This is a genomic window from uncultured Amphritea sp. (assembly GCF_937127095.1).
Classification (GTDB): domain Bacteria; phylum Pseudomonadota; class Gammaproteobacteria; order Pseudomonadales; family Balneatricaceae; genus Amphritea.
On the sequence record NZ_CAKZLP010000054.1, the window covers coordinates 199,593 to 225,683 of the forward strand.

A 26,091-nucleotide genomic window follows, 5' to 3' on the forward strand; every position below is an offset into this window, starting at 1 on the left:
AAAACAGCATCGAAAGCGTTAGAACTGAAAGCTAAAAAAGAGCCCTGCGGCTCATTTGAAAAAAGACTGTCGGGGTCGCCCCGGAGAAAGGCCGACTAATAGAGGCCCGCCGGATAATGAAGGTTGCGGTTAGCACAATACGATAGCCGTGTGCCAACTCAACAGATATAAAGAAGGGAGCAGCCAGACAGGGATCTGGCTGCCAGGGGTATGTCAGATAGCTATGGAACCAAAACTGGGCTCTGCCTGCGCCGAATGCAGCACCGCAACAGACCGCTTCATGCTAGCGAAGAAACCGTTTTCCTCCGGCGATTCGATGATGCCGTTCTGTTGTTGCGAAACAGGTAGCCCGCCTTTGCGCTCATCTCGGGGGGAGATTCCGATATGTTTACGATAACAGCGACTGAAATGCGGTGTTGAGACAAACCCGCAGGCAGTGGATATCTCCACAATCGCCATACTGGATTGTTTTAACAACTGCCGTGCCCGATCCAGCCGCAGCTTGAGATAGTAACGCGACGGCGAGCAGTTGAGGTATTTAAGAAACATTCGTTCAAGCTGACGGCGTGAAACATCAACAAATGCAGCCAGTTCATCAAGCCCGATGGGTTCCTCCAGGTTGTTCTCCATCAGTTCGATCACATCCACCAGTTTCGGCTTACTATCACCGCAGTTATGTAACTGCCGCAGAGGCACCCTTTGCTGGTCAAACTCAGTGCGTATGCGGTCGCAGATAAACATATCGGATACCGCCATCGAGAGTTTCGGCCCATGCTGCAGGGTCACCATATGCAGGAACATATCCATTGGTGAAACACCTCCGGATGAGGTCATACGGTTCTTGTCGATGGTAAACAGGCGACTGTTGCAGTTCACTTTAGGATAATGTTCCTGCAGTGACGCCATACACTCCCAATGGGTACTACAATCATAGCCATCCAGCAAACCCGCATGGGCCAGCAGATAAGCACCGGTACAGATGCCACCAAGCGTCACGCCACGACGGTTCATTAACTGTAACCAGCTAACCTGCTTTTGCGTAAAGCTACGGGTGATATCGACGCCACCGCAAACAATCAACAGATCCAGTTCCGGCATATCGGCGATAGAAAAATCAGGCGTAAAACTTAAGCCGTCACTGGCACTGACAGGGGCTCCGGTTTCGGACACCATATGCCAGCTGTATAGCTCATGGCCAGACAACTGATTCGCCATTCTAAGCGGCTCAATCGATGACGCCAGCGCAATCATAGTGAAGTTATTCAGCAGTAAGAAACCCACACGGGTCACTTTTTGGTAATCCTTAATCGGATCCAAAGCCGTAGATGATATAGTCATGGTAGCGCCCCCTTTATAACGCGTACAAGCAGTAGATGCAAAGAGCCAAGCAACGTCGCACCGGTGCTACTCACGTTCGTTTTCTTATTTTTTAGGACAATTTAAAATGGCTGATGAAAAACAGAGCTCTGCTATTTCTTCCGCCGGCATGGTCGTTTTTATTCAAGCATTTTATTGACTAAAGTCTTATCGTTTTGCTCAACCACTGATTGAATATTATTTGATTTAGATCAAACGCAGAATATCTATAAACGACCACGCTCCAGCATTGCTTACCCCTAAGCGACACCATTAACGACATTCATTGATTTACAACAGTTTTCAACCTGCTGCCAACCCACCCAAAAAACACTTTAGCAACGGTATTTTTATCGAATAATCACCTTATGAAGAGGATTAGCATGTCGGTTCTGAACAATTCCAGCGCGGTAGCAGACAGTCGCAGTCAGATACGACAGCCTATGATAGCCATACACTTGTTCGCAGGTGGCTGAATAGCAAAACACAATATTGGATACATTACGGCGGTTTTAAAATACCAAAAAGCCATATTTATGGACTATTGTATCCAACACACCAATCCTAAGGTGTTCCTATAATAATATAACAGGAGTATTACCATGAGTAGCAATCATGCCAACCGTGGTGTTGTCTATAAAGGCCCGGGTGAAGTCGCTGTTGAGGCAATCGCCTTTCCAGAGTTATCACTGGGTAAACGTAAATGTAATCACGGTGTCATCCTGCGAGTGCTGACCACCAATATCTGTGGTTCAGACCAGCATATGGTGCGCGGTCGTACTACGGCCCAATCCGGCCTGGTGCTGGGCCATGAGATCACCGGACAGATCATCGAGTGCGGCAACGATGTCGAGTTTCTCAAGCCAGGCGATATCGTTTCAGTCCCCTTCAATATTGCCTGTGGCCGTTGCCGCAACTGCAAAGAGGGTAACACCGGCATCTGCCTCAACGTTAACCCTGCCCGCCCGGGAGCCGCTTACGGTTACGTCGATATGGGCGGCTGGGTCGGTGGCCAGGCAGAGTATGTGATGGTGCCCTATGCTGACTTTAACCTGCTGAAATTCCCCGACTCGGATCAGGCGATGGAGAAGATCCGCGATCTGACCCTGCTGTCGGATATCTTCCCAACAGGCTTCCACGGCTGCGTGACTGCCGGAGTCGGCCCGGGCTCAACTGTCTATATTGCCGGTGCAGGCCCTGTAGGACTTGCAGCAGCAGTCTCGGCACAGCTACTGGGTGCTGCCTGCGTTATCGTAGGGGATATGATCGAAGACCGTCTGGAACAGGCACGCAGCTTTGGTTGCGAAACCATCGATCTGCGTCAGGAAGGCGAGATGGCCGATAAGCTGGAAGCGATTCTGGGTGAGCGTGAAGTGGATGCATTCGTCGACTGCGTTGGCTTTGAAGCCCACGCCTGTGGTTGCAACCACGGAGTAGAAGCACCGGCAACCGTGCTTAACTCAGCGATGCAGATGACCCGTGCCGGGGGTTCTATCGGTATTCCAGGCCTCTATGTAACGGAAGATCCCGGCGCGATGGATGATGCCGCAAAACACGGTGCTCTGAGCATGCGCTTTGGGCTCGGCTGGGCGAAATCCCATTCCTTCCATACCGGCCAGTGCCCGGTGATGAAATACCATCGCCCACTGATGCAGGCAATTCTGTTTAACAAAGTAGATATTGCGAAAGCGGTTAACGTGCAGATGATCTCCCTGGATCAGGCACCAGAGGGTTATGCTGACTTCGATGGCGGTGCTGCTAAGAAGTTTGTTATCGATCCCCATGGTTCAGTAGCCGCTTAACAGGCCTGCGGTTATCCTAATAAAAAAACCACCGGCCACCCGGTGGTTTTTTTGTTTCAACACAACTAAAAAAAGATCAAATCCAGAGGTCACTGATCGGGGTTGTCTCACTATAGCGATGGCGGATCTGTGCCTGCAACAGCTCGGCAGTCGCAACAGCATCCGTCAATGCATGATGCTGACCATAATGCGGCAGATTATAGCGCAAGCGGCTATCCCCCAGCCGGATGGATTCCGGCTTAAGGCCAGCCAGACGTTTAACTCTGCTAACGATTCCACGTCGATACAACATCGCTTCCTGCTCCATTGTATCGACTACTGGAAAACAGATCCCCTCTCCCAGTCGTCTTTTAACCGCCGCATCAAAAAACTCCCGTTCAATATAGCGGTAATGAACCACGACAATCTTACCGGCAATCTCATCCAGCACCTCATCCAGTATCTGATTAAGATCAGGTGCATCATTTAACTGTGAATGGGTAATCCCATGAAAAGGTACCGAGGTTTCTGTTAACTCCCGGCGAGGTTTAAGCAGCCAGTAGCGACTATCTCGTAGTCGGATCCGGTTCAGGTCAAAAGGAACCAGACCAATACTGATAATCTCATCATGCTCGGCATCCAAACCTGTGGTCTCAAAATCCAGCGCCACGAAAGACACATCTGTAAGCGGTGTCTCTACTCCAGGCAGCCCCTGCTGATAGAATCGCCGGAGCCGCTCATCACGTACATTGAGCGCTAATTTCTGATACTGCACTGCCCATCTTTCCATAGTGTCAGCCATAGTAACCTCTACCGGCCGGAGTACGGATAACGGAACCGCAGAAATCGCTGACTGTTGCTCAGCACCTGAAATGCTTCCTTAAGATTTCGTCGATCAAAATCGGTCAGCATTTCCGGCTTAACATTGTTAGAAGGCTCCTGCCCTGCTTCCAGATCCGCAGCCTGATGACGAATTCTCACCATCGAGATAAATTCCAGCGCATCCCGCAAATCCGCAGCTTTACCGGTCGGCAAAATATTTTCTTTCTCCACATCATCCAGACGTTCAAATGAGTTTTGCACTTTTGAGCCAACCGCCAGTGCGTGTACCCGAATAAGATCCGCCACTGGCGCAGTACCGCGGCGTTTAAGATTGATTGAGTTACGATGCTGCCCATCCTGTTCCATCACAAAGTTTTTAAAAAAGCCCAGTGGCGGGGTACGATTCAGGGCATTACGGGCCAGACTGGCAAGAAATTTTGGCGAGCGCTGAGCCTTGCGGGCAATAAAGGCGTTGAGCTGTCCTGCCCAGTCAGTTTTCCCCCAGACGCCATCCAGATCAAAGAATATTGAACAGTTCAACAGTGCCTCAGGCATAGGGTTCTCAATCCAGTCTGAAAAAGTAGCTTCCCACTGCCGTCGGGTTTTTCGCCATTGAGGGTTTGTGGCCATAATATTGCCTGCACAGTAGGTATAACCACATCTATCCAGACCGTCACTGACAAACTTTGCCAGCTGCGCAAAATACTCGCCGTGCTGTTGTGGCTGATAACTATTATCGAGAATCAGCGCATTATCCTGATCGGTCACCACTAACTGCTCATCCCGGGCCATCGAGCCCAGTGCCAGAAAACAATAAGGCAGCGGCGGAGGCCCCAGATGCTCCTCAGCCAGCTCCAGCAAACGCTGCTTAAAGGTTCGCCCGATAACCGACATCGCGCTACCAATCATATGAGAGTTTGCGTCTTCACTGACCATACGGACAAAACAGGCACTAATCTGCGGCTGCAACTTCGCCAACTCTTCTACATTGGGCTGGCGCATAATATTGCTGACCATATAGAGACTGCTTTGCGACTCATAGCGCACGATATCAGATGTTGCCAGCACCCCAACAGGACGATCCTTTTGCAGGATAGGCAGATGGTGCAGATTAAAGCGCAGCATCGTCAGCATCGCCTCAAAAGCATAAGCATCGGCATCCAGGGTAACAGGGGCAGCAGTCATAACCGCAGTTACAGGGGAGTCCAGATCAAGACCGGGGGCCACCACCCGGGTACGCAGATCCCGGTCGGTAATAATTCCAGCAAGAGACTGGGCAACTGATTCATCAGCGCCTTCCCCTTTTTTAACAACATCGCTGTGCATGATCAGCAGCGATGAGACCCCCTCTTCGGTCATTTTCTGCGCCGCCTGACAAACGGTTGCGGTGGTATCTAACCAGACCGGCGGTCGGGCGATCAGCGCGGTCACTTTAGACACCATCAGATCACTGCTTTCATGCTTACTGGAAACTGCTTGATGCAGACGGTTATCATCCACTTCGACAAAGTAAGCAAATGAATCAAAGCGCTCACAAAGAGAGCTGAACACCGCTTCGGGAATAAAATAAATCAGTGAATCTTCGATCGTTCGGGCCGGAAGCCTCACCCGCTGACTCATCAGCAGACTCAACTGACCAAACAACTCCCCTTCACTCAGGCGGTTATAAAGGTCACCATTACGACGGTAGATCTCCACTGCGCCGCTGCGGATAACACAGAGATCACTGATCTCATCCCCGAATGTAAAAATATCACTATCGGCACGGAAATAACTGATCTCTACCTCACAGGCAACCTCGTCCACCACCTTTTCCGGCAGACTACTAAATGGAGGGTACTGCTTCAGAAAGGTTGCAATTTCTATCTGCTCTGCTTGCATCATAATGTCCGGCTAGTGTTTCGTTAACAACGAAGTGTTACACGATAATCGTTCGAAGCGAAAAAATCGCCCGCAGGCGATTTTTTAATCATCACAACAGCCTGTCAGAAATCAATTACAACATCTGTTTTTGGCACACTACAGCAGGACAAAACATAACCTGCTGCAACATCATCATCCGTGATACCACCATTATGGGACATCTCAGCTTCACCCGATTTAACCAGCACTTTACAGGTGCCGCAGATGCCCATACCGCAGGCTTTCGGGATCAGCAAATCAAGTTTGGCGGCGGCAGTATGAAGTGTTTCACCGGGAGCAACCTGAATGCTCTTACCCTGCCCCTTACCCAAAAACTCTACCCGTAGCATATCTTCCTGGGTAAGTGCATCGGCTTCTTCCTGTGCGATTTCAGCGTTTTCTATCGCTTCTTCTTCGATCTCTACGGGAGTCGCGCCAAAAGACTCTTCATGATAACGACTCATGTCAAAGCCGTTAGCCTGCAGCAGATTTTTAATAGCGTTCATATAAGGCGTCGGGCCACAGCAGAACACTTCACGCTCAAGAAAGTCCGGTGCGATCAGTTCCAGCTTAGCCTGATCCAGATAACCACGGTAACCATGCCATGCTTGACCGTTTTCAATCTTTTCACAGATCAGATGCAGACCAAAGTTACTGATCCGGGAGGACATATGGTCGAGCTCACGTGCAAAGATAATATCTTTTGGCGTGCGGGCACTGTGAACAAAAGCAATATCGACGTCTGCATTAGTATCAAACCACCAGCGCGCCATCGACATCACCGGGGTAATCCCTACGCCACCGGATAGCAGCAACACTTTGGGTGCAGGATAATCGATGCAGTTAAACAGCCCTACCGGACCGTGAACGGCAAGCTCATCACCCTCTTTAAGGTTTTCATGTAACCAGCTCGAAACCTGACCATTAGGGTCTTTTTTCACTGTAATAGAAAAGCTGTAAGGCACCGAAGGAGAGCTTGAGATGGTATAGGATCGCATCACCTGCTGCCCCTCAATCTCAAGCTCCAGGGTGACAAACTGCCCCGGTTTGAAGAAGTACATCACCGGCTGCTCAGACATAAAACAGAAGGTACACACATCCCAGGTTTCATGGATCACTTTGACGCAACGGACATTGTGGCGACCATTGACCCAGGTCTGGGTATTGACCGGGATGAAGCTTTCGGAGCCAACGGTGGCAGGGATGGTATTTGTCATAGCGTATCTCTCATTTGTGCACAGCTAAAAACGGTTCATTCATCTGACTGAATAGCGTATCCCACACTGGGTTTTACTAAAATCAGCCCATTAATCATACTCAATGAATGCATTGTCTGCCCAGCCGGTTTTCAAATATTAACCACAAACGACATTAATTTGCTTATTGCGACCATCCCACTGTCTATGGGCAATACAGGTCGATTTATGTACTCATTCATGTCGTTAATGGTCAATCCTGTAAACGTACCTTGGAGGAGGATTAGCTCGTTCAATACCACAATTCAGGTCAGGGTTATTCCTGATCAACTATAATAAACAGCACAGCAGTGCCGTGAAGGAAGATCCACTGATGAACCAAAATGATCTATTAAACACCACCTGCGCGACTATCCATGATGCGCGACAGGAAATGGCGACCATGCTTGAGGCCCGTCCGGCAAACTACTCCCTGCCTCAGCCCCTGTATAACGATCCGCTGATGTTCCGGATTGATGTGGAAGAAGTCTTCCAGAAAGAGTGGCTGTTTGTCGGTATGACCAGCGAGATTCCAGCCAAGGGCGATTACTTTACAGTCGAGATTGCCCAGAACCCGGTACTGGTAGTACGGGACGCCGATGGCAGTGTCAATGCGTTCCACAATACCTGCCGCCATCGCGGTTCGCGCATCTGCTCTGAACACCGCGGCAAGGTTGCCAACCTGGTCTGCCCATACCACCAGTGGACCTATGACCTGAAAGGCAACCTGCTGTTTGCCGGTACAGAGATGGGCGCATCATTCGAGACCAAAGAACACGGCCTGAAAAAAGCGTTTTGCAAAACTGCCGGAGGTTTCATCTTCGTTTGCCTGGGTAAAGAGGAACCGGAAGGTGATTTCGACGAATTCCTGACGACTCTTGAAGAGTATATGGAACCCTACGATGTTGAGAACACCAAGCTGGCGGTGGAATCCAACATGTACGAGCAGGCTAACTGGAAACTGGTACTTGAAAACAACCGCGAATGCTATCACTGTGTTGGCAACCACCCGGAGCTGCTGAACACGCTACTGGAGTGGGATGACACTAATGACCCGCGCGCTTCTCAGGAGTTTAAAGATTACTGCAAAGAGCAGGCCGATCAGTGGGACGCTGAGGGCATTCCCCATGAACACCGCAGCTTTGGCCCTGGTCTGCGCAACCGTATCGTCCGCATGCCCCTAAAAAAAGGCACCAAGGTAATGACCCTGGATGGCGAAAGCGGCAGTAAGAAGCTGCTGGGGCGCATTAAGAATCCACAGCTAGGCTCCATGCGCATTCTGCACCTGCCTAACTCCTGGAACCATATGCAGTCCGATCACTTTATCGTCTTCCGGGTGCTGCCGATCTCCGCCCAGGAGTCCATGGTAACGACCAAATGGTTTGTGCATAAAGATGCCGTTGAAGGGGTTGATTACGACCCAGAACGCCTGCGTCAGGTCTGGGATGCCACCAACGATCAGGATCGCATTCTGGGTGAAGAGAATCAGCGCGGTATCAACTCTGTCGGCTATCAGCCAGGTCCATACTCTGAAACCTTTGAGTTCGGTATAGTTAACTTTCTGGAGTGGTACAGCGATACCGTGCAGAAAAACCTGAAGGCGAAATAAACATTTTCCATTAAGGCAAAAAAGGCTGATGCGTCATAACATCAGCCTTTTTATTTGCCTGAATTTTTATTTGCCTCAAGCTCTGCGATTCGCGACTGCCTATCCCGGCTGATCTGCCTATCACCCGTTATATACCCGACTACCAATCTGCAGAAGTAACAACATCTATGCTGCTCGGTATGCCATACTTCCGGCAACCTTTGGGACATTCATTTAATCACTGACTGATCCTTTACCCGCAGCACTGTAGCCCCTTTACTTATGATCGAGAGCTACTCCCCTCAGTCAGAAGAACTGCAAACAGAGCGCACTCCACCTGATCTATAATAGCCACTCGGGGAAAACTTTCTGAACTTGTTCGAGATACGCCCCCCAATAAACCAGCTGAGCACTACCCGCCTGCTTGGCGCCCGCTTATTACCGTGAACCTCACAGTAGCCACCAGATAGTTCTACCGCAGTTTGTCTACAGGACATAAAAAAGCCGACGAGCAGCTCATCGGCTTTATAGTGCATCATTTTCAAGCCTGCCAGCAGTTACCTATAAAGCATCTGCCAAAACGGCTAATGCCTCCTGCACCTCAGGCAACATCACCGGTATCTGTTGCTGCAACAACGCAACAGACTCAGCGAACTGAACGCGCACCGGCTCATCCTGAGCGGACAACCATTGCAATGCCGCCTGACTACATTGTTCAGGCGACAGACCCGGCTCAAGCGGCACACCAGCGCCTTGTAGATACTCATAGAAATCATCCTGATCAATCAGGTCAGTAATCATCATCTTGACGTTCTCACGCTCGCTATCCAGAATCACCGTTAAACCATATTTAAACAGAGAAACCTAAACAGTAAAAATTAAACAAAAAAAGCTGGCACCAGGCCAGCTTTTCCTCAACCATAAATCTCAGACTGAATTATAACTCAGTCTTCAATCCCTTGTAGATACTGATACACATCAGTAACAGGATAATGGTGAATGGCAAGCCGGCGGTTATGGCACCAGCCTGCAACGCTTTCAGCGCTTCGGTTCCACCACCATACAGCAGAACACCCGCAATCAGTCCCTCCAAAACCGCCCAGAAGACACGCTGAGGCACAGGTGCATCAACCTTACCACCGGAAGTAATTGAATCAATTACCAGCGAGCCAGAGTCGGATGAAGTGATAAAGAAAACCAGTACCAGCACAATCGCCAGCGAGGAGGTAATCTCCGCCAATGGCAAATTCTCCAGCATCTGGAACATCGCCAGAGACACATCACCCAGACCATTCGCCAGGGCACCAGTGCCACTCTGAATCTGATCCAGCGCCTGCGCACCAAACGCAGCCATCCAGACCGCCGAAACCACGGTTGGAATCAACAATACTGCGATCATAAACTCACGTACGGTACGACCCTTTGATACCCGGGCGATAAACATACCAACGAAAGGCGACCAGGATACCCACCAGGCCCAGTAGAACACAGTCCAGCCACTGTAGAATTTTTCATCTTCACGGCCAACCCAGTTACTCAGCGGCAGAATATCGGTTGCATAGCTGGTAACGGTGAGCAGCAGGTTGCTGAAAAAACCTGACAGCGAGCCAACAACAATCACAAACAACAGTAATACTCCGGCAAGAGCCATATTGATATTACTGAGTATTTTTACACCGCCATCAAGCCCGCGAGCAACAGAGAAAATTGCGATTGCGGTGACTACGACAATAACTGCGATCTGGGTAGCGATAGTATTCTCCACACCGAACAGGAAGTTCAGTCCGCCTGCCGCCTGAGAAGCCCCCAAACCGAGCGAAGTCGCCAGACCAAAGATGGTTGCCAGCACCGCAATAATATCGATAACGTGACCGATCGGCCCCCATACCCGCTCGCCCAGTAGCGGATAAAAAGCAGAACGAATGGTCAGCGGCAGCCCTTTGTTATAGGTAAAGAAACCTAGTGCCAGCGCTACTACACCATAAATGGCCCACGGATGTAATCCCCAGTGGAACATTGTCGCACCCATTGCAGCTGCTTCTCCTGCGGGAGTATTAGCTACCGCGTTCAGCGGCGTTCCCCACCAGTCAGTGTAATAGGCTACAGGTTCTGCGACACTCCAGAACATCAGTCCAATACCCATACCTGCAGCAAACAGCATTGAGAACCATGACATGCGGCTGTAGTCCGGCTTTGCGTCGGCTCCGCCCAAACGAATTTTACCCACCGGAAGAACGATCATTAACAGGCAGAACAACACAAACACGTTGCCTGCTATCATAAACAACCAGTCGAAAGTATCAATTGACCAGGTTCGTGCCCCCTCAAGCATCACCTTGGCGTCAGCCGGGAAAACCAGTGTTAGTGTGATAAAAGCCAGAATGGCCAGTGCACTGGTGGTAAAAACAGGGTTATGGATATCCATCCCCAATACCTGAATATTGTCCTGCCCGGCTTTGTAATCGGAGGTATATTCCTCGGATTTAGGGCGGAAGTGAACGTCTTCATTCATAGAACTACTCCAGTTTCTTTTTATATAGCTATCAAGACTTCGTGCAGATCACCAAAGAATCGCCAGACCAATGGTAAGGAAACCTGCAACCTTTCTGACAGTTCCTGCATCAATCTTTAACTGCTGTAGCCAGAAAGACTCCGGTTAATTATTAAACAGGTCGTTTAGATTCTACGATCAAAGACAGGTTAACAGCTGACTTATAACGACAAAAAGAATCACAAAATACCCATTCTCGACAGACAGTTTTTAATGCAAAAAAAGAAACTAAAGCGACAATACAGACCATAATCACGTAATTAAAACTCATCCACTCATATGTAAGGCTAGCATATAACCGAAGACCTGATACTAGCTTGGCCCTATTAGCAGTTAATTCTGAATAAGCCTAACAAAACAAGAGGAAGCTGGCCAATGCGCCGGAGACAAAGCAAAGCCCAAAAAAAACCACTCCGAAGCCGTGAAACTCGGGAGTGGTAAACAATTGCCTGGTGAATCGGATTAGAGATTCAGTTTTTCGGGTCAGGCTGTTTCACATAGAAACAAAGTGCAAGAAGCAGTGTTAATACTACAGAACTCACCCAACACCAACCCAACTATTAGCGGCAATTCCCATACAATTAGCGACAATTAATCGGATTTAAACCTATTATCGCCAGTATAAATCAAAACTAAATAGCGACCCGGCCGGCTGAAAATCAGCGCAGCACCCCTTCCTCTTTCAGCAGATCAAAAATCGCCTGCGCCTGTTCAACAGCAGACTCATTCTTCATCACTTTACCCCCCTCTCCCTGGGATTTGGCGGTAGCGGCTTTAAAGCGTTCAGCGGCCGTTTTAGCTTTGACAACTTTCAGACGCTTCGGCCGTTTACGGGCCGGAACCTCCTCCCAGGACTCACGCGTCATATCGACTGAGGCGCTGACGACTTCAATATCCATCAGCGCGCGACTGGCAGGGCCGAAGGCGCTTTGGCGGGCCTCAGGCGCTGCAGAATCGACACTGGCGATGAAAGGCAATTGCACCATAACCGATCGTCTCTGACCGCGCGGTAGTGCCTGCAACACCTCTGCAACACCCCCTTCAACAGAAACGATATTAGCCACCCGTGGCACTATCGGCCAGCCGAGTTTTTCTGCCAGCTGGTAGGGCACCATCCCGGAAGACTCTCCGCTCTCAGCCCGCACACCGGTCAGCACAATATCGGCACCGCACTGCAGCAGATGCTGACCTAACGGCAGAATGGCATCGGCGGACGGATCAAGTTGTAACACCCGCACCGATTTTAATCCCATACCCGCATAGCTTCTCAGACTCTGTTCTCTGGGATCACCTGCATGCAGTACAGTCAGGCTTTCGCCTGAGCGGTTATCACCGGTCAGTTTAAGGCCCAGCTCTACAGCACGACTATCCTGATCAGACCGGCGCACCCGACCAGACTGAGGATGTTTACCCACCGATACCAGCGAAACTATTTTCAGCTTGCTGGCCACGTCTACTTTGAATTGATTAGGCTGCATCCCGATCACCTCCGGCAGATTGCTGGGCACGAAAATCCTCTGCCAGCTTTATCAGTTCACCCAGTATTGCTTCACTATCACCAATAACACTGAGCGCGGCACGCTTAACCATGTCGCAACCCGCATCAGTGTTGATCGCGATAACCTTGTCGCATTGGCCAATACCCTGCATATGCTGAATCGCACCAGAGATGCCCACTGCCAGATAAATCCGCGCGGTCACCCAGGTGCCGGTAGCACCCACCTGACGGAAGCGCGGCATAAAGCCATCATCGACTGCCACCCGGCTGGCCCCCTCAGTCGCCCCAAGAACCGAAGCCGCCGAGTGGAACTGATCCCAGTTATGGATACCGTTACCCGCTGAGAGAATAAACTCAGCCTCGGCCAGGGAAATTGCATTCGGATCAACCGCAACCTGCCCCCGATCCCTCAATTGAGCGACCACAACAGGAGCCGCATCAAGTGTCACCGACTGCGCTTCGTGACGGGTTTCATCGATCGGATCAGCGCACTCCTCAGCCAGCATCAACAGCCGAGGCGTGTTTCGGGTTATATCAGTTGTCCCACCGGCACCACGACACACAACAGTCTGATTGTCTGCCTGCCAGACCTGCACAGCCGGACGCTCGCCAATGCGGGCAGCCAGACGGGAACCCAGATCGGAACCACCATTAACACTGTCCGGGAATAACCAGAACTGCGGCTTATAAGCAGATTCAACCTGCACCAGTGCCTCCAGTCGCTGCTCCGGGCAGTAACCTTCATAGCTCTCATCATCAAGCAACAGCAAACGATCAACACCGGCGGTATCGAAATGCTCCTCTTTACTCTGACCAAAGCAGACCGCCAGAACAGCGCCATTACCGTCAATACCGCTAATCAGTTTATGCGCCTGACCAATGATATCTTTATCATGCGCGGTCAGACGTCCACCTACCATATCCGGCACCACAACGATATAAAAGTCTGGATTTTCAACTTTATGCAGTGGCAGCTGTACATCTTTTGCCGCGCCACTACGACGACCTTTACCGGTTGCGGCGGCGTTACCTTTCAGACGATCAATCCGCTTAATGCCATTAGGTCCGATAAAGCCAACCTTGTGCGGGTTTTTGCGCAACAGCCCGCTCGGCCCGCGCACCTCGGCGGTCTCGCTGCTGGCGACAGTGCCATGCAGTGGATGCAGACGGTTACGGGCGATCCACTCAGCCCGGGGATCACGGCGCAACACATCGTTTGAGTTATGATCGGACATCAGTGCACCTCCCGGGCCAATTGACCTACACTTGAATCAGCTGTCGAATCAACGAGCTGATCAACCAGAATCTCGGCGATATCTTTTACTTGCGGACGCGGTTCAACCACCCCCTCAAGCATCGCAGTACACTGCTGGCAACCCACAGCCACCAGCTCAGCACCAGTACTGCTGGCATCCTCCATCCGCATATCGGCGATACGGCGTTCGCCCGGAATATCGGTGATCGGGGCACCACCACCACCACCACAGCAACGGGAACGGAAACCGGAACGTTCCATCTCAGCGATCTCGATACCCATCGAGCGCAGCAGTTCTCGGGGCGCTTCATACTCACCGTTATAACGGCCCAGATAGCAAGGATCATGATAGGTCACTTTCGCGCCAGTAAAAGGACTCAGCTTCAGACTGCCCAGCTGCACCAGCTGATTCAGGAAAGTAGTGTGATGTAACACTTCAACGCGATTCAGCGCATCGGAGCCAAAATCGTTATATTCATTACGCAGACAGTGATAAGCATGAGGATCGGTAGTGACGATCTTACTGAACTTATACTGTGACAATACGTCAAGATTACGCTTAGCCAGACTTTGAAAAGTGGCATCATCACCCAGACGACGGGCAACATCACCACTGTCCAGCTCTTCATCACCCAGCACAGCAAAATCAACATTGGCGGCTTTCAGCAGTTTGACGAAAGCACGCAGGATGCGCTGACTGCGCATATCGAATGCACCATCAGAAACCCAGAACAACACCTCCGCTTCTTTAACATCACGCATCAGTGGCAAATTCTGATCCGCCGCCCAGTTAGTACGGCTAGCCGGGGCATAGCCATTAGGGTTATCAGTGGCGATGATATTATCCAGTACTTCTGCCCCCTTGTTCGGTGTCTTACCCTTCTCCATGGTCAAATAGCGGCGCATATCGACAATCGCGTCCACATGCTCGATCATCATCGGACACTCTTCAACACAAGCACGACAGGTTGTACAGGACCAGAGGGTTTCAGGATCGATCAGGCCATCGGTAATAATATGATCCGGACCGCCTTTAGCATTACCAATCGCTTTACCCGGATATGGACTACCGGCGTAGTTGGCATCGGTGCCACCCGCCAGACCCACCACCATATCCTGAATCAGTTTCTTTGGATTCAAAGGCTGACCCGCAGCAAAGGCAGGACACATCGCTTCACATTTACCACACTGAACACAGGCATCGAATCCCAGCAGCTGATTCCATTTGAAATCAGTCGGTTTCGCCACGCCCAGCACACCACCAATCTCTTGAGCCAGCGACAGATCAACCGGCTTCAGACCGGTCGAACGACCGCCACCAAAGCGTTCCTGACGGCGATGAAACGCCAGATGCAGCGCGCCAGCAAAGGCGTGCTTCATCGGTCCACCCCAGGTCATACCAAAGAACAGTTCGCCCATACCCCAGATAATCAGCGCCGTCAGTACCACGGTCAACAGCACGCCACCACTACCCTCTGGCAGCACGCCAGCAGCAGGCAGTGTCAGCACAAAGAACGCGCCAGCAAACGCCAGCAGACTCTTGGGCAAGCGCATCCATGGACCTTTAGAGATCCGACTAGGGGGATTAAGACGACGCTTAAATACAAACAGCGCTCCGACAAACATCAGCGCCAGCGCTGCCAGCAGCGCCCAGGCCAGAATCTGGCTATCGATACCCAGCAGATGCACCAGGATGACTAATAGCGCAGAGAGGACGAAACCACCACCGGTTGCGGCGTGGGTTCGGGACATATATTTGCCACGCTCGACAATATCATGCAGATCATGCAGATAACGTCCGGGCATCGCCATGAGACCCGCGATCAGATTAATCTGATCCGGTTTACCGGCACGCCACAGATTCACCCGGCGCACAGCACCGATCACCGCCAGCGCCAGGGCTGTCGCAATCAGTAAAGGATGTAACCACTCAACACTCATAGGGTACCCCAACAAAAAACAGCTATCGGGCTGTTACGTCAGCCCTGTTATTCTTACCAGCCCGGTATCACCGTGCTTAATAGTTTTCAGGCTTTGCACAGACTAACAGCGTTACCAGCACAGACAGGGGCAGGAAAAAGCCGACGGGAGACCGGAGCATAGCAGTGCTATGCGAAGTCACCCGGCAGCGTTTAACACCCCTGGCCAAGCGCAGTCGCCTTATAAGTCTTTGCAGAGTCGCAACGCGTCGTACATCGCTGCATGTACGTTACGCTGCGATACACAGTCACCCAGACGCCACAGAATCATGCCGTCACCAGATTCACTCAGCACTGGCTGCGGTTTGATATCAAACAGTGCTTCGTTGTCGATCTGGCCATTATTACGTGACTCACCTTTCAGAGCGTAATATAGCTCCTCATTAGGGCGGGTGCCGTTTTCAACCACCACCTGATCAACCACACGCTCTTCACGCTGGCCGGTGTATTCGTTCTCCAGAACCGCCACCAGACTGTCACCTTCACGGTAGACTTTTTCCAGCAGGAAGTCAGAGGTCATGATCACCTCTTTCTCATACAGCGAGCGGTAATAGGTTGGGAAGGTAGTACCTCCGATACCTACACCCGGCTTAATATCATCGGTAACGATCTCTACCAGTGAACCTTTCGCTGACAGATAATCCGCTGCTGAAAGACCAGAGAATTCACAGATAGTGTCATAGATCAGCACGTTTTTGCCCGGCTCAACCTTGCCGCTGAGAATATCCCAGCTGGAGATAACCAGACCTTCTTCAGCACCCCATTCAGGGTTCTGATCGATAAACGGACGACCACCGGTAGCGATGACACAGACATCCGGCTTCAGTTCACGAACCAGCGCTTCATCGGCTGCAGTACCCAGACGGATATCAACACCCAGACGCTCCAGTTCCATCGCCAGCCAACGGGTGATACCGGCAATCTGATCACGTTGCGGTGCTTTAGAAGCCAGAGTAATCTGCCCACCCAGCTCTTCCTCTTTCTCGATCAGTACCACATTGTGGCCTCGTTCTGCAGCCACACGTGCCGCTTCCAGACCACCAGGGCCGCCACCGATAACAACCACCTTGCGAACCTGTCCGGTAGTTTTTTCAATAATGTGCGGCAACCCCATATACTCGCGGGAGGTCGCTGTGTTCTGGATACAGAGTACATCCAAACCCTGATACTGACGGTCGATACAGTAGTTGGCGCCAACACACTGACGGATCTGATCCACCTGGTCATTTTTGATCTTGGCGATAATATGCGGGTCAGCAATGTGTGCCCGGGTCATACCGACAAAATCTACATAACCGGCTTCAATAATACGTTTAGCCTGGTTAGGATCCTTGATGTTCTGGGCATGGATGACCGGAACAGAAACTACTTCTTTAATACCCGCCGCCAGGTGCAGGAACGGCTCTGGCGGATAACTCATATTCGGAATAACGTTTGCCAGGGTATTGTGGGTATCACAACCAGAGCCTACCACGCCGAAGAAATCCAGCTCACCGGTGGCATCATAATACGCGGCGATCTGCTTCATATCTTCATGGTTCAAACCATCAGGATGGAACTCATCACCGGTAATACGCATACCGACAACAAAGTCACGGCCGACTTCAGCACGTACCGCTTTCAGCACTTCCATACCAAAGCGCATACGATTTTCAAAGGTTCCGCCCCACTTATCAGTGCGCTTGTTCACCCGCGGCGACCAGAACTGATCAACCAGATGCTGGTGTACTGCTGACAGCTCCACACCGTCCAGACCACCCTCTTTAGCACGTCGTGCGGCCTGAGCGAAATCACCGATAACGCGCCAGATCTCTTCCTCTTCAATCACTTTACAGGTAGCACGATGCACCGGTTCACGGATACCGGAGGGAGACATCAGGTTCGGCCAGTTCTCACCATCCCAGCGGGAACGGCGTCCCATATGGGTGATCTGAATCATGATCTTACCGCCGTGTTTATGCACCGCATCTGCCAGATTCTGGAAGTGAGGGATAATCCGGTCGGTAGACAGGTTGACTGAACTCCACCAGCTTTGCGGACTGTCGATGGACACCACACTGGAACCACCACAAATACAGAGGCCACAGCCACCTTTGGCTTTTTCCTCGTAATATTTTACATAGCGATCAGTGGTCATACCGCCGTCGGTAGCATACACCTCGGCGTGAGCCGTACTGACAATGCGGTTACGAATAGTCAGATTGTTAATCTTAAGTGGCTCAAACAGAACATCAAACTGGGACATAGTCACTACCCCGATACATTTTAAATGGGAGGGATTGTTAAAATCTTTACGTTTTTAACAATCTTCTCTGCCGATTTTTAAATTTATTATTTAAGTTTTTACAGTGGAGTTACTTCAAAGTAACCCACCTCACAGCCGTCCTCTGCAGCACACTGAGTCTGCTCAGCTTTAGTCCGCACAGGGTATCCAAGGCTTTCAGCAATCTGATCCAGCGCACCGGCAAACCAGCCAGTAAACATGTAATCTACTTTGCGATTCACCTTGCCATACTGGTAAACAAAGGCAGAGTTTTCCAGACGAACTTTAGCGGTACCGGCTTCGATATCCAGCTCTTCAGTAATAAAGAAACCCCAGCCACGCTGAGACAGACGCTTCATATAGTGATCCCAGACATCTTTACCGGAAATCCCATGCTCAGCCGCTTCTTTTTCACACCAGTAATGTGCTGATTTATAACCTGCTTTGTAGAGAATATCGGCATAACGTTCAGCCCCGATCTCCTCTTCAATTCCCATATGATTATTGACAAAGAAGTGACGCGGCACATACAGCATCGGCAACGCATCCGTGGTCCATACTCCGGTTTCATCATCTACTACAATTGGCATTTCTGGCGCATGTACACCCATCGTCTCTACCTCAAAATTCTTTATGTTTTGTACTAAAAAATATTATTTACTTTGTAAAGCGTTACGAGCGCCGATGAGACAAGGCATCAGGACAGTGAGCGAGCGGAGCTTAGTTTACTAAGTGAGCATCGCGAGCTGGGCTGATAACGCCGTATCATCGAGCGCAGTAGCTTTAAGCGCCCCAGACATCCTTCAACAATGTCACCCAGTTATCACCCATAATCTTGCGCACCTGGGTTTCAGAAAAACCACCCTTCAACAACGCTTCAGTCAGATTGGGGAACTCACCTACGGTACGAATACCCTTCGGATTCACGATCTCACCGAAACGGGTCAGACGACGGGCATAGCCTTTATCGTGGGTCAAGTATTCAAAGAAATCGTGACCGTGGCCCTGGGTGAAGTCAGTGCCGATACCGATAGCATCTTCACCGACGATGTTATAAACGTATTGTATCGCTTCTACATAATCTTCAATGGTCGCATTAACGCCGGCACGCAGGAACGGTGTAAACATGGTAACGCCAACAAAACCGCCCTTGTCAGCAATATATTTCAACTCTTCATCACTACGGTTACGAGGATGCTCTTTCAGACCAGATGGCAGACAGTGGGAGTAACAGACTCGCTGCTTAGATTCATCGATCACCTCTTTCGCGGTGTTCGGGCCAACGTGGGACAGATCACACAGCAGACCATGCTTGTTCATCTCAGCAACGATCTCACGACCGAAACCGGACAGACCACCATCCCGCTCATAGCAACCGGTACCCACCAGGTTCTGAGTGTTGTAACACATCTGTACGATGCCCACGCCCAGATCCTTGAAGATCTTCACATAGCCGATCTGATCTTCAAACGGGTTGGCATTCTGAAAGCCCATCATCACGCCGGTCTTGCCTTCACGCTTGGCGCGCTTGATATCTTCAGTGGTGCGCACCTTGATCAACAGATCACTGCTCGCTTCGATCAGCTCGTTCATCTCGACGATGTTACGCACAGTGCCTTCAAAGTTTTCCCAGAATGCAACGGTGCAGTTAGCGGCAGTCAGACCACCTTTCGCCATATCCTCAAACAGAGCGCGCTCCCATTTGGCGCAGATAAGACCATCAATAACGATGGCATCATTGTGCAGATCAGCTGCATTCATTGTTGTTATCCTTCTGAATCAGAGTTAGCAGCACCCGTTTAACACTCAGGCCTGCAAGAAAAAAAGCCTACATCAGACCTTTTCATCATTAAAGCCAGTGTAGTTATTCAGAAAAATGAAACGGGGCTGGAAACGACTTACACACTACTAAAAGCGACGACAGGAATAAGATTTAGACGGAAACCCGTAAATAGGCTTTAAAGCGGGTCAGATGTTCAAAAAGGGGCATGATTTTGATAGTAGATAGACCGGCATTAGAACTGAAAAGCTGCAGGTATATTTTCTTTCAGCCGCTGCTGCGCCTTCTCAATCAACCCTGTGCAGCATCTCTATTCGCTGAAGCCAGGCGTCTCAGCCTTTAACGGGCAGGGTAATTTTCATGACGTTCAAACGCAATTTGTATATTTTCAACAGCCAGATCCAATGCAAGCGATGGAGACATGCCATTCAGGATATCGTTCATGGCTTTTTTATAACTGGCTGAAATCTCTAAATATGCCGGTGTTTCGGGCCGTAACATAGAAAAACGATTATAAAAATCAAACAGCATGCGCCACTGCCCCTTTTTAGAGTAAATCTCTATCCGTTGGGCGACCTCGGCATCGGAGGGAAAGATACCTACGACAGTCGATATAGCAGACTGCTCTTCTGCTGACATTAAAAAAGTGAGCAGCGCTTTTACACTTTGGGGATACTGACAGCTTTCTGTCATCGCCCAATGCCAGGCTCCGCCACCAGAAATAGGACCATGACCAAAATCTGGCACGGGAAGTACAGCCAGGTCATCTTTAAAAGCACTGTAATAAGTACTTAAAGCCCATGATCCACCATACTGAATGCCGACATCTCCATCAATAAAGCCATTATCGTCCTGTGGCTGAGCGTCCATATAATTCTGACTCACCAGGAGTTGAATCCACTGACCAAACTGAACGGCTTCTTTTGAGTTTAAAACACCCTCTACCGTCTGGTTGTCGCTTCGATCAATCAGGTCTGCCCCCCAGGAGATCATAAAAGGCAGCCAGGCGTAAGGTATCCATTCGGTTGTATCCTGGGCTCTCATATCAAACGGATATTGATATTCACCGGTCGCTTTGACCGCATCCAGAAATGACATAAATTCATCTTTATTCCATGGATGTTCGATCGTTGGATAACGCGCCCCGATTTTTTTTATCAGCGACTTTCGCGTAAACAGGGCTAAAGAAACATCATACGACCCCACAGAATAAACCCTTCCCTGATACATCCCTTTGCCTGACCTGTTGATTGACGCCAACAGATCTGCATCGAGCAGCTCATCCAAAGGTTTGATATAGCCACTCCAGGCGAAATTAGGTACCAGAGGTTGATCAATTTCTATAATGCAAGGCAGCTGTTCCGCCTGAGCTGCAGCCTGTATCGATAAGCTATAGGATGCTTCCGGAATAAAATCTGGCACGATATTCCACTGATCCTGACTCTCATTGAATCGCTTGATTGCCGCTAAAGATGCCTGTATCTCAACATCACTGGCCATATGACGCCAAAGTGGAACATCCCGAGGCGCGCCCATCAGGTTTCCTGCAAAAAAACTAAAGACTATTAGCACCATCGTCGAAAGCTTCATAAATACCCCTAGCCACAACTATCATGGATCACTGGAATTCATAATTCTGGCTTCGCTTACACTTTGCAGGTCTGCATTTTTTCAGACAGCTGTTCTATGGTTAAAGGGCGATCAAAGTAATACCCTTGAACCAGATCGCAATCATAGTTTAGCAGCTTATCGAGCTGAGGCTTCGTTTCTACCCCCTCAGCCACGACCACCAGGCCACACAAACGGCCAATGCCGACAATCATTCGTACAAGCATGTCACTTTGATAAAAATCTAAGAACTTATTAATAAAAGAACGGTCAATTTTTATCTCTGTCAGCGGCAGACTGTTTATATAACTAAGGGAGGAGTAGCCTGTACCAAAATCATCTAGCGACAATCCAAATCCGTGTTGTCTTAACTTAGAAAATAATGGCTTCACGACATCAAAACCATGAATGAAAATATTCTCAGTGATCTCCAGAGTAATCCGCTCAGGGGCAATACCAACACTCGTACAAATATCGACTAAATTACTAAAAAAATCCGGCTCGGTTAATTGTACAGGGGAAATATTAACTGACAATTTCAGCGCACCTTCACCATTAGCAGAAAGTGCATAGATATCTTCACATGCCCTTCTAAAAACAAAAAGATCGAGGTCATGAATCATTCCCGACTCTTCCGCTACAGAAATAAACTCGTCTGGAAAAACATTACCTAAAGATGGATGAAACCAACGAGCCAGGGCTTCGACGCTAACAAGCTTCTCTTCACGTGTACTCATTTGAGGCTGATAATGGACCGACAACTCCCCTTTTTCAAGCGCACGGGCCAATTCATGCTGAATTTCCATTTTCCGCATAATCTGCACACTGATAATACTACTATAAAAAAGATACTGGCCCTTTTTATCAGCTTTCGATTTATATAATACAGTGTCTGCATTTTTTATCAGTGTTTCAGCTGTAAGACTATCATCAGGACAGATAGATACCCCTATACTGCATGCGATGGTAAGTGTTCGACCCTCGATTACAATAGGCGAGTTAAGGGCATTGCGTACCTGCTCTGCTTTATCCTGCGCTGCTTTTTTATCCTTCAATTGAGGAAAACAAAATACGAACTCATCCCCCCCAAAGCGCGATACACTGTCACGCCCGCCCATCAACTCTTTGAACCGCTGACTAACAGCTATGAGCAACAGATCGCCAACATAATGACCATATAGATCATTGATATTTTTAAAATTATCTAAATCAACAAACATAACCGCTAACTTTTCATTTTTTTCCTTTAATAAGTTAATATTCTCCTTAATCTCCTTCAACATCAAAATACGGTTAGGCAGTCCAGTCAAAGCGTCATGCAACGCCATATATTCCATTTTATCTTTTGTATTATTAAGCTCATCAAAGTCGGCATTTATTTTACTTTGAAACATTTCAAATCGTTTGGCGATTAAATTCCCAACATATAAAGAGGACAGCGTCAGCAATATCATCGAGGCAATTGTCAGATAAACCAGACGCATTAGGTTTTGGTAGTTCAATTCATTAATCTGTTCCTCTTTTAGCCTTAAATTCTTTTCAAAGGCCTGAGAGCTGAATCCTGTACCAATAATCCAACCCCATTCACTAACCTCTTTAACATAACCAACCTGATCCAGGATAATCATTCCACTTAACGTAAGTGGCTTTGAGTAGCTGATATAACCGCCACCTCCGTCCTTAACCTTATCCTTAACATCTTTTATAAGATCAATATTAACCTTTTCTCCTAAAACGAAATCCAGACCTAAAAAATCATTTATATGATGCGCTAACAACACACCATTTTCATCCAGCACAAAGAAGTATCCACTTTCCCCATACTTATATTGAGAAAACCATTTTAACAATTCTGTTTTAACATCTTCTTCATAGTCGACAAGATAATCTGCTATAACAATCGACCAGTTATAGGGCTCAAATTTTTTAACATACCCTATTTTCTCAAACTCTTTATTATCAGCAGATCCTGGCTTTTTAAATTTCCACCTGAGAACTCCTTCTCCATTTTTTTGGTTAACCGACAGAACCTTTCGAACAACATCAACTTCTTCATTCTGCAGCGCCCGATCATTGGTCCCTTCTGAGTGAGCATTAGTAGCATTCATAATGCTCTTTCCCTCACTATCTATAATGTAGAAGGAACCTCGACCATCAAAAAGCCATACAGACCTCAGCGCCTCGATAATAATTTTGCTAATCTCAGCTTTGGACTTACCAACATTTTGCGCATAGATATGATTCGCAATACCATATGCTTCATAAACACGCTGTTTATCAGCGTCCTTTAAGTTACTTTCAGCTTTGGATTTTTCAACAAGAAGATGTGTATACACTTCATGAACTTGAGAACGAATCGACTCTTTACGTTGAAAGGTGAGTTCTTCACGAAGGGTTTCAATACTCTGAGCGGCTTGCTCACGATTGCCCTGAATAGCGATGAGGTTAACGGCCAGGGCAAACACAAAAACAACAGCGACGGGTGCATAGCGCATCAAGTTTAATAACTGTTTATTATCAAGCGCTGACATTTAAGGCTACCCATTCTATTACGTAGCTCAAATGAGCTTTTCCTAGTCACACTAGTATAGACAACAGGACAGCCATTTACATGAGCGTTGTTACTGCTTTTGCTCAAACTGGGGAGCATACCGACACCCTGATCCCCCATAGCGTGCGTTCTTATAGCTGCGCGATCCGTCCGCCATTCAAGCAACCAATGAGCAGAGGACTGGCTAACCCTCTATACGCAACCGCAACCCTGTAGTCAGGGCAACAGCGGACACCAATCACACAACATCCTCAGCCCCCCAGTTACGAGCGTTGGTTATGAAGCCAGAACCTCTCCGATGGTCTTCTGGCTCTTTTGATCCCCGTTTCACCTGTACTTAATCTACAAATAGCCCTATACACAAGAACACTCAAAATGGGCCGTCTGCCTGAAAAATACAACAAGCTTGCTGGATATGTGTCGCCAAGCTGCTGCGTGGTTGCGTCAAGGAAACGACTTATCATAAGGCGTCGCTAAGGTAGGGCTCAGGTCATAGAAAAAGCCATAATTAAGGCCATTTGGCCATGACTTTCTGGCGTAAGACGGGGGCACGTGGTCGTAAATGCCATCATTTTTAACGATGGAAATAACCAGCAGAATCAAGCATATTCACAATCCATACCCGCAATAACAGCACAGAGCAGGACAGCTATTGCTTCGTTCTGCTTGCCGGCTAGAGTATCACCGCATTTTCTGTTCTATCCGAGCATGAACAGAGGCTATTTATCCCGCTTCCCCTTCAGCGTAATCGAGCCAAAGGTTGACTCTGTTTTGGCTTCGCTAAAAGCCTCTCTTGAAACAAACTCTTTTGTGTCAGGGAGTGGCGGGGATATCAAACCAAGCTGATCTCTTTCGCCTTCAAACAGCTCATCTTCGTCACTCTGATTCACCACCAACCGTTCATCACGGGGAGGAATCCCCATCTGTTCGCGGTAGCATTTGCTGAAGTGGGGGCTGGAGACAAAACCACAGGCGGCAGCAATATCAATAATCGACATTGAGGTCTGTTTCAATAGTTGCCGTGCTCTGAGCAATCTCAGACGAAGGTAATAGCGGGACGGGGAGCATTCGAGGTATTTCTGAAACAGCCGCTCCATCTGTCGTCGGGACAGATCAACATAGCGTGCCAGTTCATCCATCTCGATTACTTCTTCGATATTGGCCTCCATGAGTGCGACGATCTCCAGCAGTTTTGGCTGCGTGGTACCCAACACATGTCGCAGAGGAATTTTTTGCTGATCGCTCTCATCGCGGATACGGTCGCAGATAAACATCTCCGAGATCGCTGTAGAAAGCTGATAACCATGTTCCAGCTTAATCATGTTGAGCATCATATCCAGCGGCACGGTGCCCCCGGTACAGGTCATCCGGTTGCGATCAAAGCTGAACAGGCGACTAGAGCATTTAACTCGCGGAAACGCTTCCTGCAGTGCAGCAAGATACTCCCAGTGGGTGCTGCACTCATACCCCTCCAGGAGTCCGGCTGCCGCCAGCAGATACGCACCGGTACACAGCGCACCGAGTTTACACCCTTTGCGCTCCATATCCTGCATCCAGGCAATATGACTACGATCATACGCTTTGGTGATATTCAGCCCCCCCGCAACGATGACCGTGTCCAGCTGAGGACAGCTGACGGTACTGGAGTCCGGGGTTATGGTAATACCATCACTGGCAGTAACGGGCTGACCATCCACGGTCACTGTATACCAGTAGTACAACTCCTCGCCACTGAGCTGATTGGCCATCCGCAGCGCTTCAACCGCGGAGGCCAGGGATATCAGGGTAAAATTATTTAGTAGTAAAAAACCGATAGTACGCGGCCGGACGGCGTTAATCCCATTTGTCATACATAAACCCGTGCCCATACCGCACTCCCTGCGTCATTGAAAGGCTGTTAATTGGTATTCAAACAGCGGCTC

Annotated in this window: 18 protein-coding genes; 3 read left to right on the plus strand and 15 right to left on the minus strand. The window is 49.2% G+C overall.

Annotated elements, in window-relative coordinates:
- Positions 1-213: 213 nt before the first annotated feature.
- A complete protein-coding gene (locus Q0499_RS12650; RefSeq protein ID WP_299199908.1) occupies positions 214-1,338 on the minus strand; it encodes a GlxA family transcriptional regulator in 1,125 nt (374 codons plus the stop codon).
- A gap of 620 nt (positions 1,339-1,958) precedes the next feature.
- Between Q0499_RS12650 and fdhA the strand changes: the two genes are divergently transcribed.
- Positions 1,959-3,158 carry a formaldehyde dehydrogenase, glutathione-independent gene (gene fdhA / locus Q0499_RS12655; protein WP_299199910.1) on the plus strand — a complete coding sequence of 400 codons (1,200 nt, stop codon included), beginning with the start codon at positions 1,959-1,961 and terminating at the stop codon, positions 3,156-3,158.
- A gap of 76 nt (positions 3,159-3,234) precedes the next feature.
- Here the strand turns inward: fdhA and Q0499_RS12660 are convergent, their stop codons facing one another.
- From Q0499_RS12660 to Q0499_RS12670, 3 genes are all read right to left on the minus strand, one after another.
- Positions 3,235-3,927 carry a 3'-5' exonuclease gene (locus tag Q0499_RS12660; RefSeq protein WP_299199912.1) on the minus strand — a complete coding sequence of 231 codons (693 nt, stop codon included), beginning with the start codon at positions 3,925-3,927 and terminating at the stop codon, positions 3,235-3,237.
- 20 nt (positions 3,928-3,947) lie between these two features.
- Positions 3,948-5,840, minus strand: coding sequence for a DUF294 nucleotidyltransferase-like domain-containing protein (locus Q0499_RS12665; protein ID WP_299199915.1), 1,893 nt, complete (start codon positions 5,838-5,840; stop codon positions 3,948-3,950).
- Between the two features lie 104 nt (positions 5,841-5,944).
- Positions 5,945-7,078: a hybrid-cluster NAD(P)-dependent oxidoreductase gene (locus tag Q0499_RS12670; RefSeq protein ID WP_299199917.1), complete on the minus strand. Its 1,134-nt coding sequence runs from the start codon at positions 7,076-7,078 to the stop codon at positions 5,945-5,947.
- A gap of 352 nt (positions 7,079-7,430) precedes the next feature.
- Between Q0499_RS12670 and Q0499_RS12675 the strand changes: the two genes are divergently transcribed.
- On the plus strand, positions 7,431-8,705 hold the full coding sequence (locus Q0499_RS12675) for an aromatic ring-hydroxylating dioxygenase subunit alpha (RefSeq protein ID WP_299199919.1): 1,275 nt from the start codon (positions 7,431-7,433) through the stop codon (positions 8,703-8,705).
- 540 nt (positions 8,706-9,245) lie between these two features.
- On the opposite strand, the gene Q0499_RS12680 is transcribed toward Q0499_RS12675, so the two are convergent.
- From Q0499_RS12680 to Q0499_RS12725, 10 genes are all read right to left on the minus strand, one after another.
- Positions 9,246-9,521: a hypothetical protein gene (locus Q0499_RS12680; protein ID WP_299199921.1), complete on the minus strand. Its 276-nt coding sequence runs from the start codon at positions 9,519-9,521 to the stop codon at positions 9,246-9,248.
- Positions 9,522-9,621: 100 nt separating this feature from the next.
- On the minus strand, positions 9,622-11,196 hold the full coding sequence (locus Q0499_RS12685; RefSeq protein ID WP_299199924.1) for a BCCT family transporter: 1,575 nt from the start codon (positions 11,194-11,196) through the stop codon (positions 9,622-9,624).
- A 698-nt stretch (positions 11,197-11,894) separates the two neighbouring features.
- On the minus strand, positions 11,895-12,713 hold the full coding sequence (locus tag Q0499_RS12690; RefSeq protein WP_299199927.1) for an electron transfer flavoprotein subunit beta: 819 nt from the start codon (positions 12,711-12,713) through the stop codon (positions 11,895-11,897).
- Positions 12,703-13,968, minus strand: coding sequence for an electron transfer flavoprotein subunit alpha/FixB family protein (locus Q0499_RS12695; RefSeq protein ID WP_299199929.1), 1,266 nt, complete (start codon positions 13,966-13,968; stop codon positions 12,703-12,705). The genes Q0499_RS12690 and Q0499_RS12695 overlap by 11 nt, the downstream gene beginning before the upstream one ends.
- On the minus strand, positions 13,968-15,929 hold the full coding sequence (locus tag Q0499_RS12700) for a (Fe-S)-binding protein (protein ID WP_299199931.1): 1,962 nt from the start codon (positions 15,927-15,929) through the stop codon (positions 13,968-13,970). The genes Q0499_RS12695 and Q0499_RS12700 overlap by 1 nt, the downstream gene beginning before the upstream one ends.
- 219 nt (positions 15,930-16,148) lie before the next feature.
- Positions 16,149-18,212 (minus strand): dimethylglycine demethylation protein DgcA, encoded by a 2,064-nt coding sequence (gene dgcA, locus Q0499_RS12705; protein ID WP_299199933.1) that lies wholly within the window; start codon positions 18,210-18,212, stop codon positions 16,149-16,151.
- A gap of 98 nt (positions 18,213-18,310) precedes the next feature.
- Complete coding sequence (locus tag Q0499_RS12710; RefSeq protein ID WP_299199935.1) at positions 18,311-18,841, minus strand: 4-vinyl reductase; 531 nt, start codon at positions 18,839-18,841, stop codon at positions 18,311-18,313.
- Positions 18,842-19,013: 172 nt separating this feature from the next.
- A complete protein-coding gene (locus Q0499_RS12715; RefSeq protein WP_299199938.1) occupies positions 19,014-19,991 on the minus strand; it encodes a dipeptidase in 978 nt (325 codons plus the stop codon).
- A gap of 358 nt (positions 19,992-20,349) precedes the next feature.
- Complete coding sequence (locus Q0499_RS12720; RefSeq protein ID WP_299199941.1) at positions 20,350-21,600, minus strand: extracellular solute-binding protein; 1,251 nt, start codon at positions 21,598-21,600, stop codon at positions 20,350-20,352.
- A 56-nt stretch (positions 21,601-21,656) separates the two neighbouring features.
- Positions 21,657-24,149, minus strand: a complete 2,493-nt coding sequence (locus Q0499_RS12725) for a cache domain-containing protein (RefSeq protein WP_299199944.1) — start codon at positions 24,147-24,149, stop codon at positions 21,657-21,659.
- An 80-nt stretch (positions 24,150-24,229) separates the two neighbouring features.
- Here Q0499_RS12725 and Q0499_RS12730 point away from each other — a divergent pair, with 80 nt between their 5' ends.
- Entirely contained in the window at positions 24,230-24,385 is a 156-nt protein-coding gene (locus Q0499_RS12730) for a hypothetical protein (protein ID WP_299199946.1), read from the plus strand.
- A gap of 503 nt (positions 24,386-24,888) precedes the next feature.
- Here the strand turns inward: Q0499_RS12730 and Q0499_RS12735 are convergent.
- Entirely contained in the window at positions 24,889-26,019 is a 1,131-nt protein-coding gene (locus tag Q0499_RS12735; RefSeq protein ID WP_299199947.1) for a GlxA family transcriptional regulator, read from the minus strand.
- Between the last annotated feature and the right edge of the window lie 72 nt (positions 26,020-26,091).

Excerpts from the sequence above, each read along its gene's own strand:
- Q0499_RS12650 (WP_299199908.1), bottom strand. The coding sequence starts at position 1,338 with ATGACTATATCATCTACGGCTTTGGATCCGATTAAGGATTACCAAAAA.
- fdhA (WP_299199910.1), top strand. The coding sequence starts at position 1,959 with ATGAGTAGCAATCATGCCAACCGTGGTGTTGTCTATAAAGGCCCGGGT.
- Q0499_RS12665 (WP_299199915.1), bottom strand. The coding sequence starts at position 5,840 with ATGCAAGCAGAGCAGATAGAAATTGCAACCTTTCTGAAGCAGTACCCT.
- Q0499_RS12735 (WP_299199947.1), bottom strand. The coding sequence starts at position 26,019 with ATGACAAATGGGATTAACGCCGTCCGGCCGCGTACTATCGGTTTTTTA.
- Q0499_RS12675 (WP_299199919.1), top strand. The coding sequence starts at position 7,431 with ATGAACCAAAATGATCTATTAAACACCACCTGCGCGACTATCCATGAT.
- Q0499_RS12715 (WP_299199938.1), bottom strand. The coding sequence starts at position 19,991 with ATGAATGCAGCTGATCTGCACAATGATGCCATCGTTATTGATGGTCTT.
- Q0499_RS12730 (WP_299199946.1), top strand. The coding sequence starts at position 24,230 with ATGAGCGTTGTTACTGCTTTTGCTCAAACTGGGGAGCATACCGACACC.
- Q0499_RS12690 (WP_299199927.1), bottom strand. The coding sequence starts at position 12,713 with ATGCAGCCTAATCAATTCAAAGTAGACGTGGCCAGCAAGCTGAAAATA.
- Q0499_RS12670 (WP_299199917.1), bottom strand. The coding sequence starts at position 7,078 with ATGACAAATACCATCCCTGCCACCGTTGGCTCCGAAAGCTTCATCCCG.
- Q0499_RS12710 (WP_299199935.1), bottom strand. The coding sequence starts at position 18,841 with ATGGGTGTACATGCGCCAGAAATGCCAATTGTAGTAGATGATGAAACC.
- Q0499_RS12660 (WP_299199912.1), bottom strand. The coding sequence starts at position 3,927 with ATGGAAAGATGGGCAGTGCAGTATCAGAAATTAGCGCTCAATGTACGT.
- Q0499_RS12720 (WP_299199941.1), bottom strand. The coding sequence starts at position 21,600 with ATGAAGCTTTCGACGATGGTGCTAATAGTCTTTAGTTTTTTTGCAGGA.
- dgcA (WP_299199933.1), bottom strand. The coding sequence starts at position 18,212 with ATGTCCCAGTTTGATGTTCTGTTTGAGCCACTTAAGATTAACAATCTG.
- Q0499_RS12700 (WP_299199931.1), bottom strand. The coding sequence starts at position 15,929 with ATGAGTGTTGAGTGGTTACATCCTTTACTGATTGCGACAGCCCTGGCG.
- Q0499_RS12695 (WP_299199929.1), bottom strand. The coding sequence starts at position 13,968 with ATGTCCGATCATAACTCAAACGATGTGTTGCGCCGTGATCCCCGGGCT.
- Q0499_RS12685 (WP_299199924.1), bottom strand. The coding sequence starts at position 11,196 with ATGAATGAAGACGTTCACTTCCGCCCTAAATCCGAGGAATATACCTCC.
- Q0499_RS12725 (WP_299199944.1), bottom strand. The coding sequence starts at position 24,149 with ATGTCAGCGCTTGATAATAAACAGTTATTAAACTTGATGCGCTATGCA.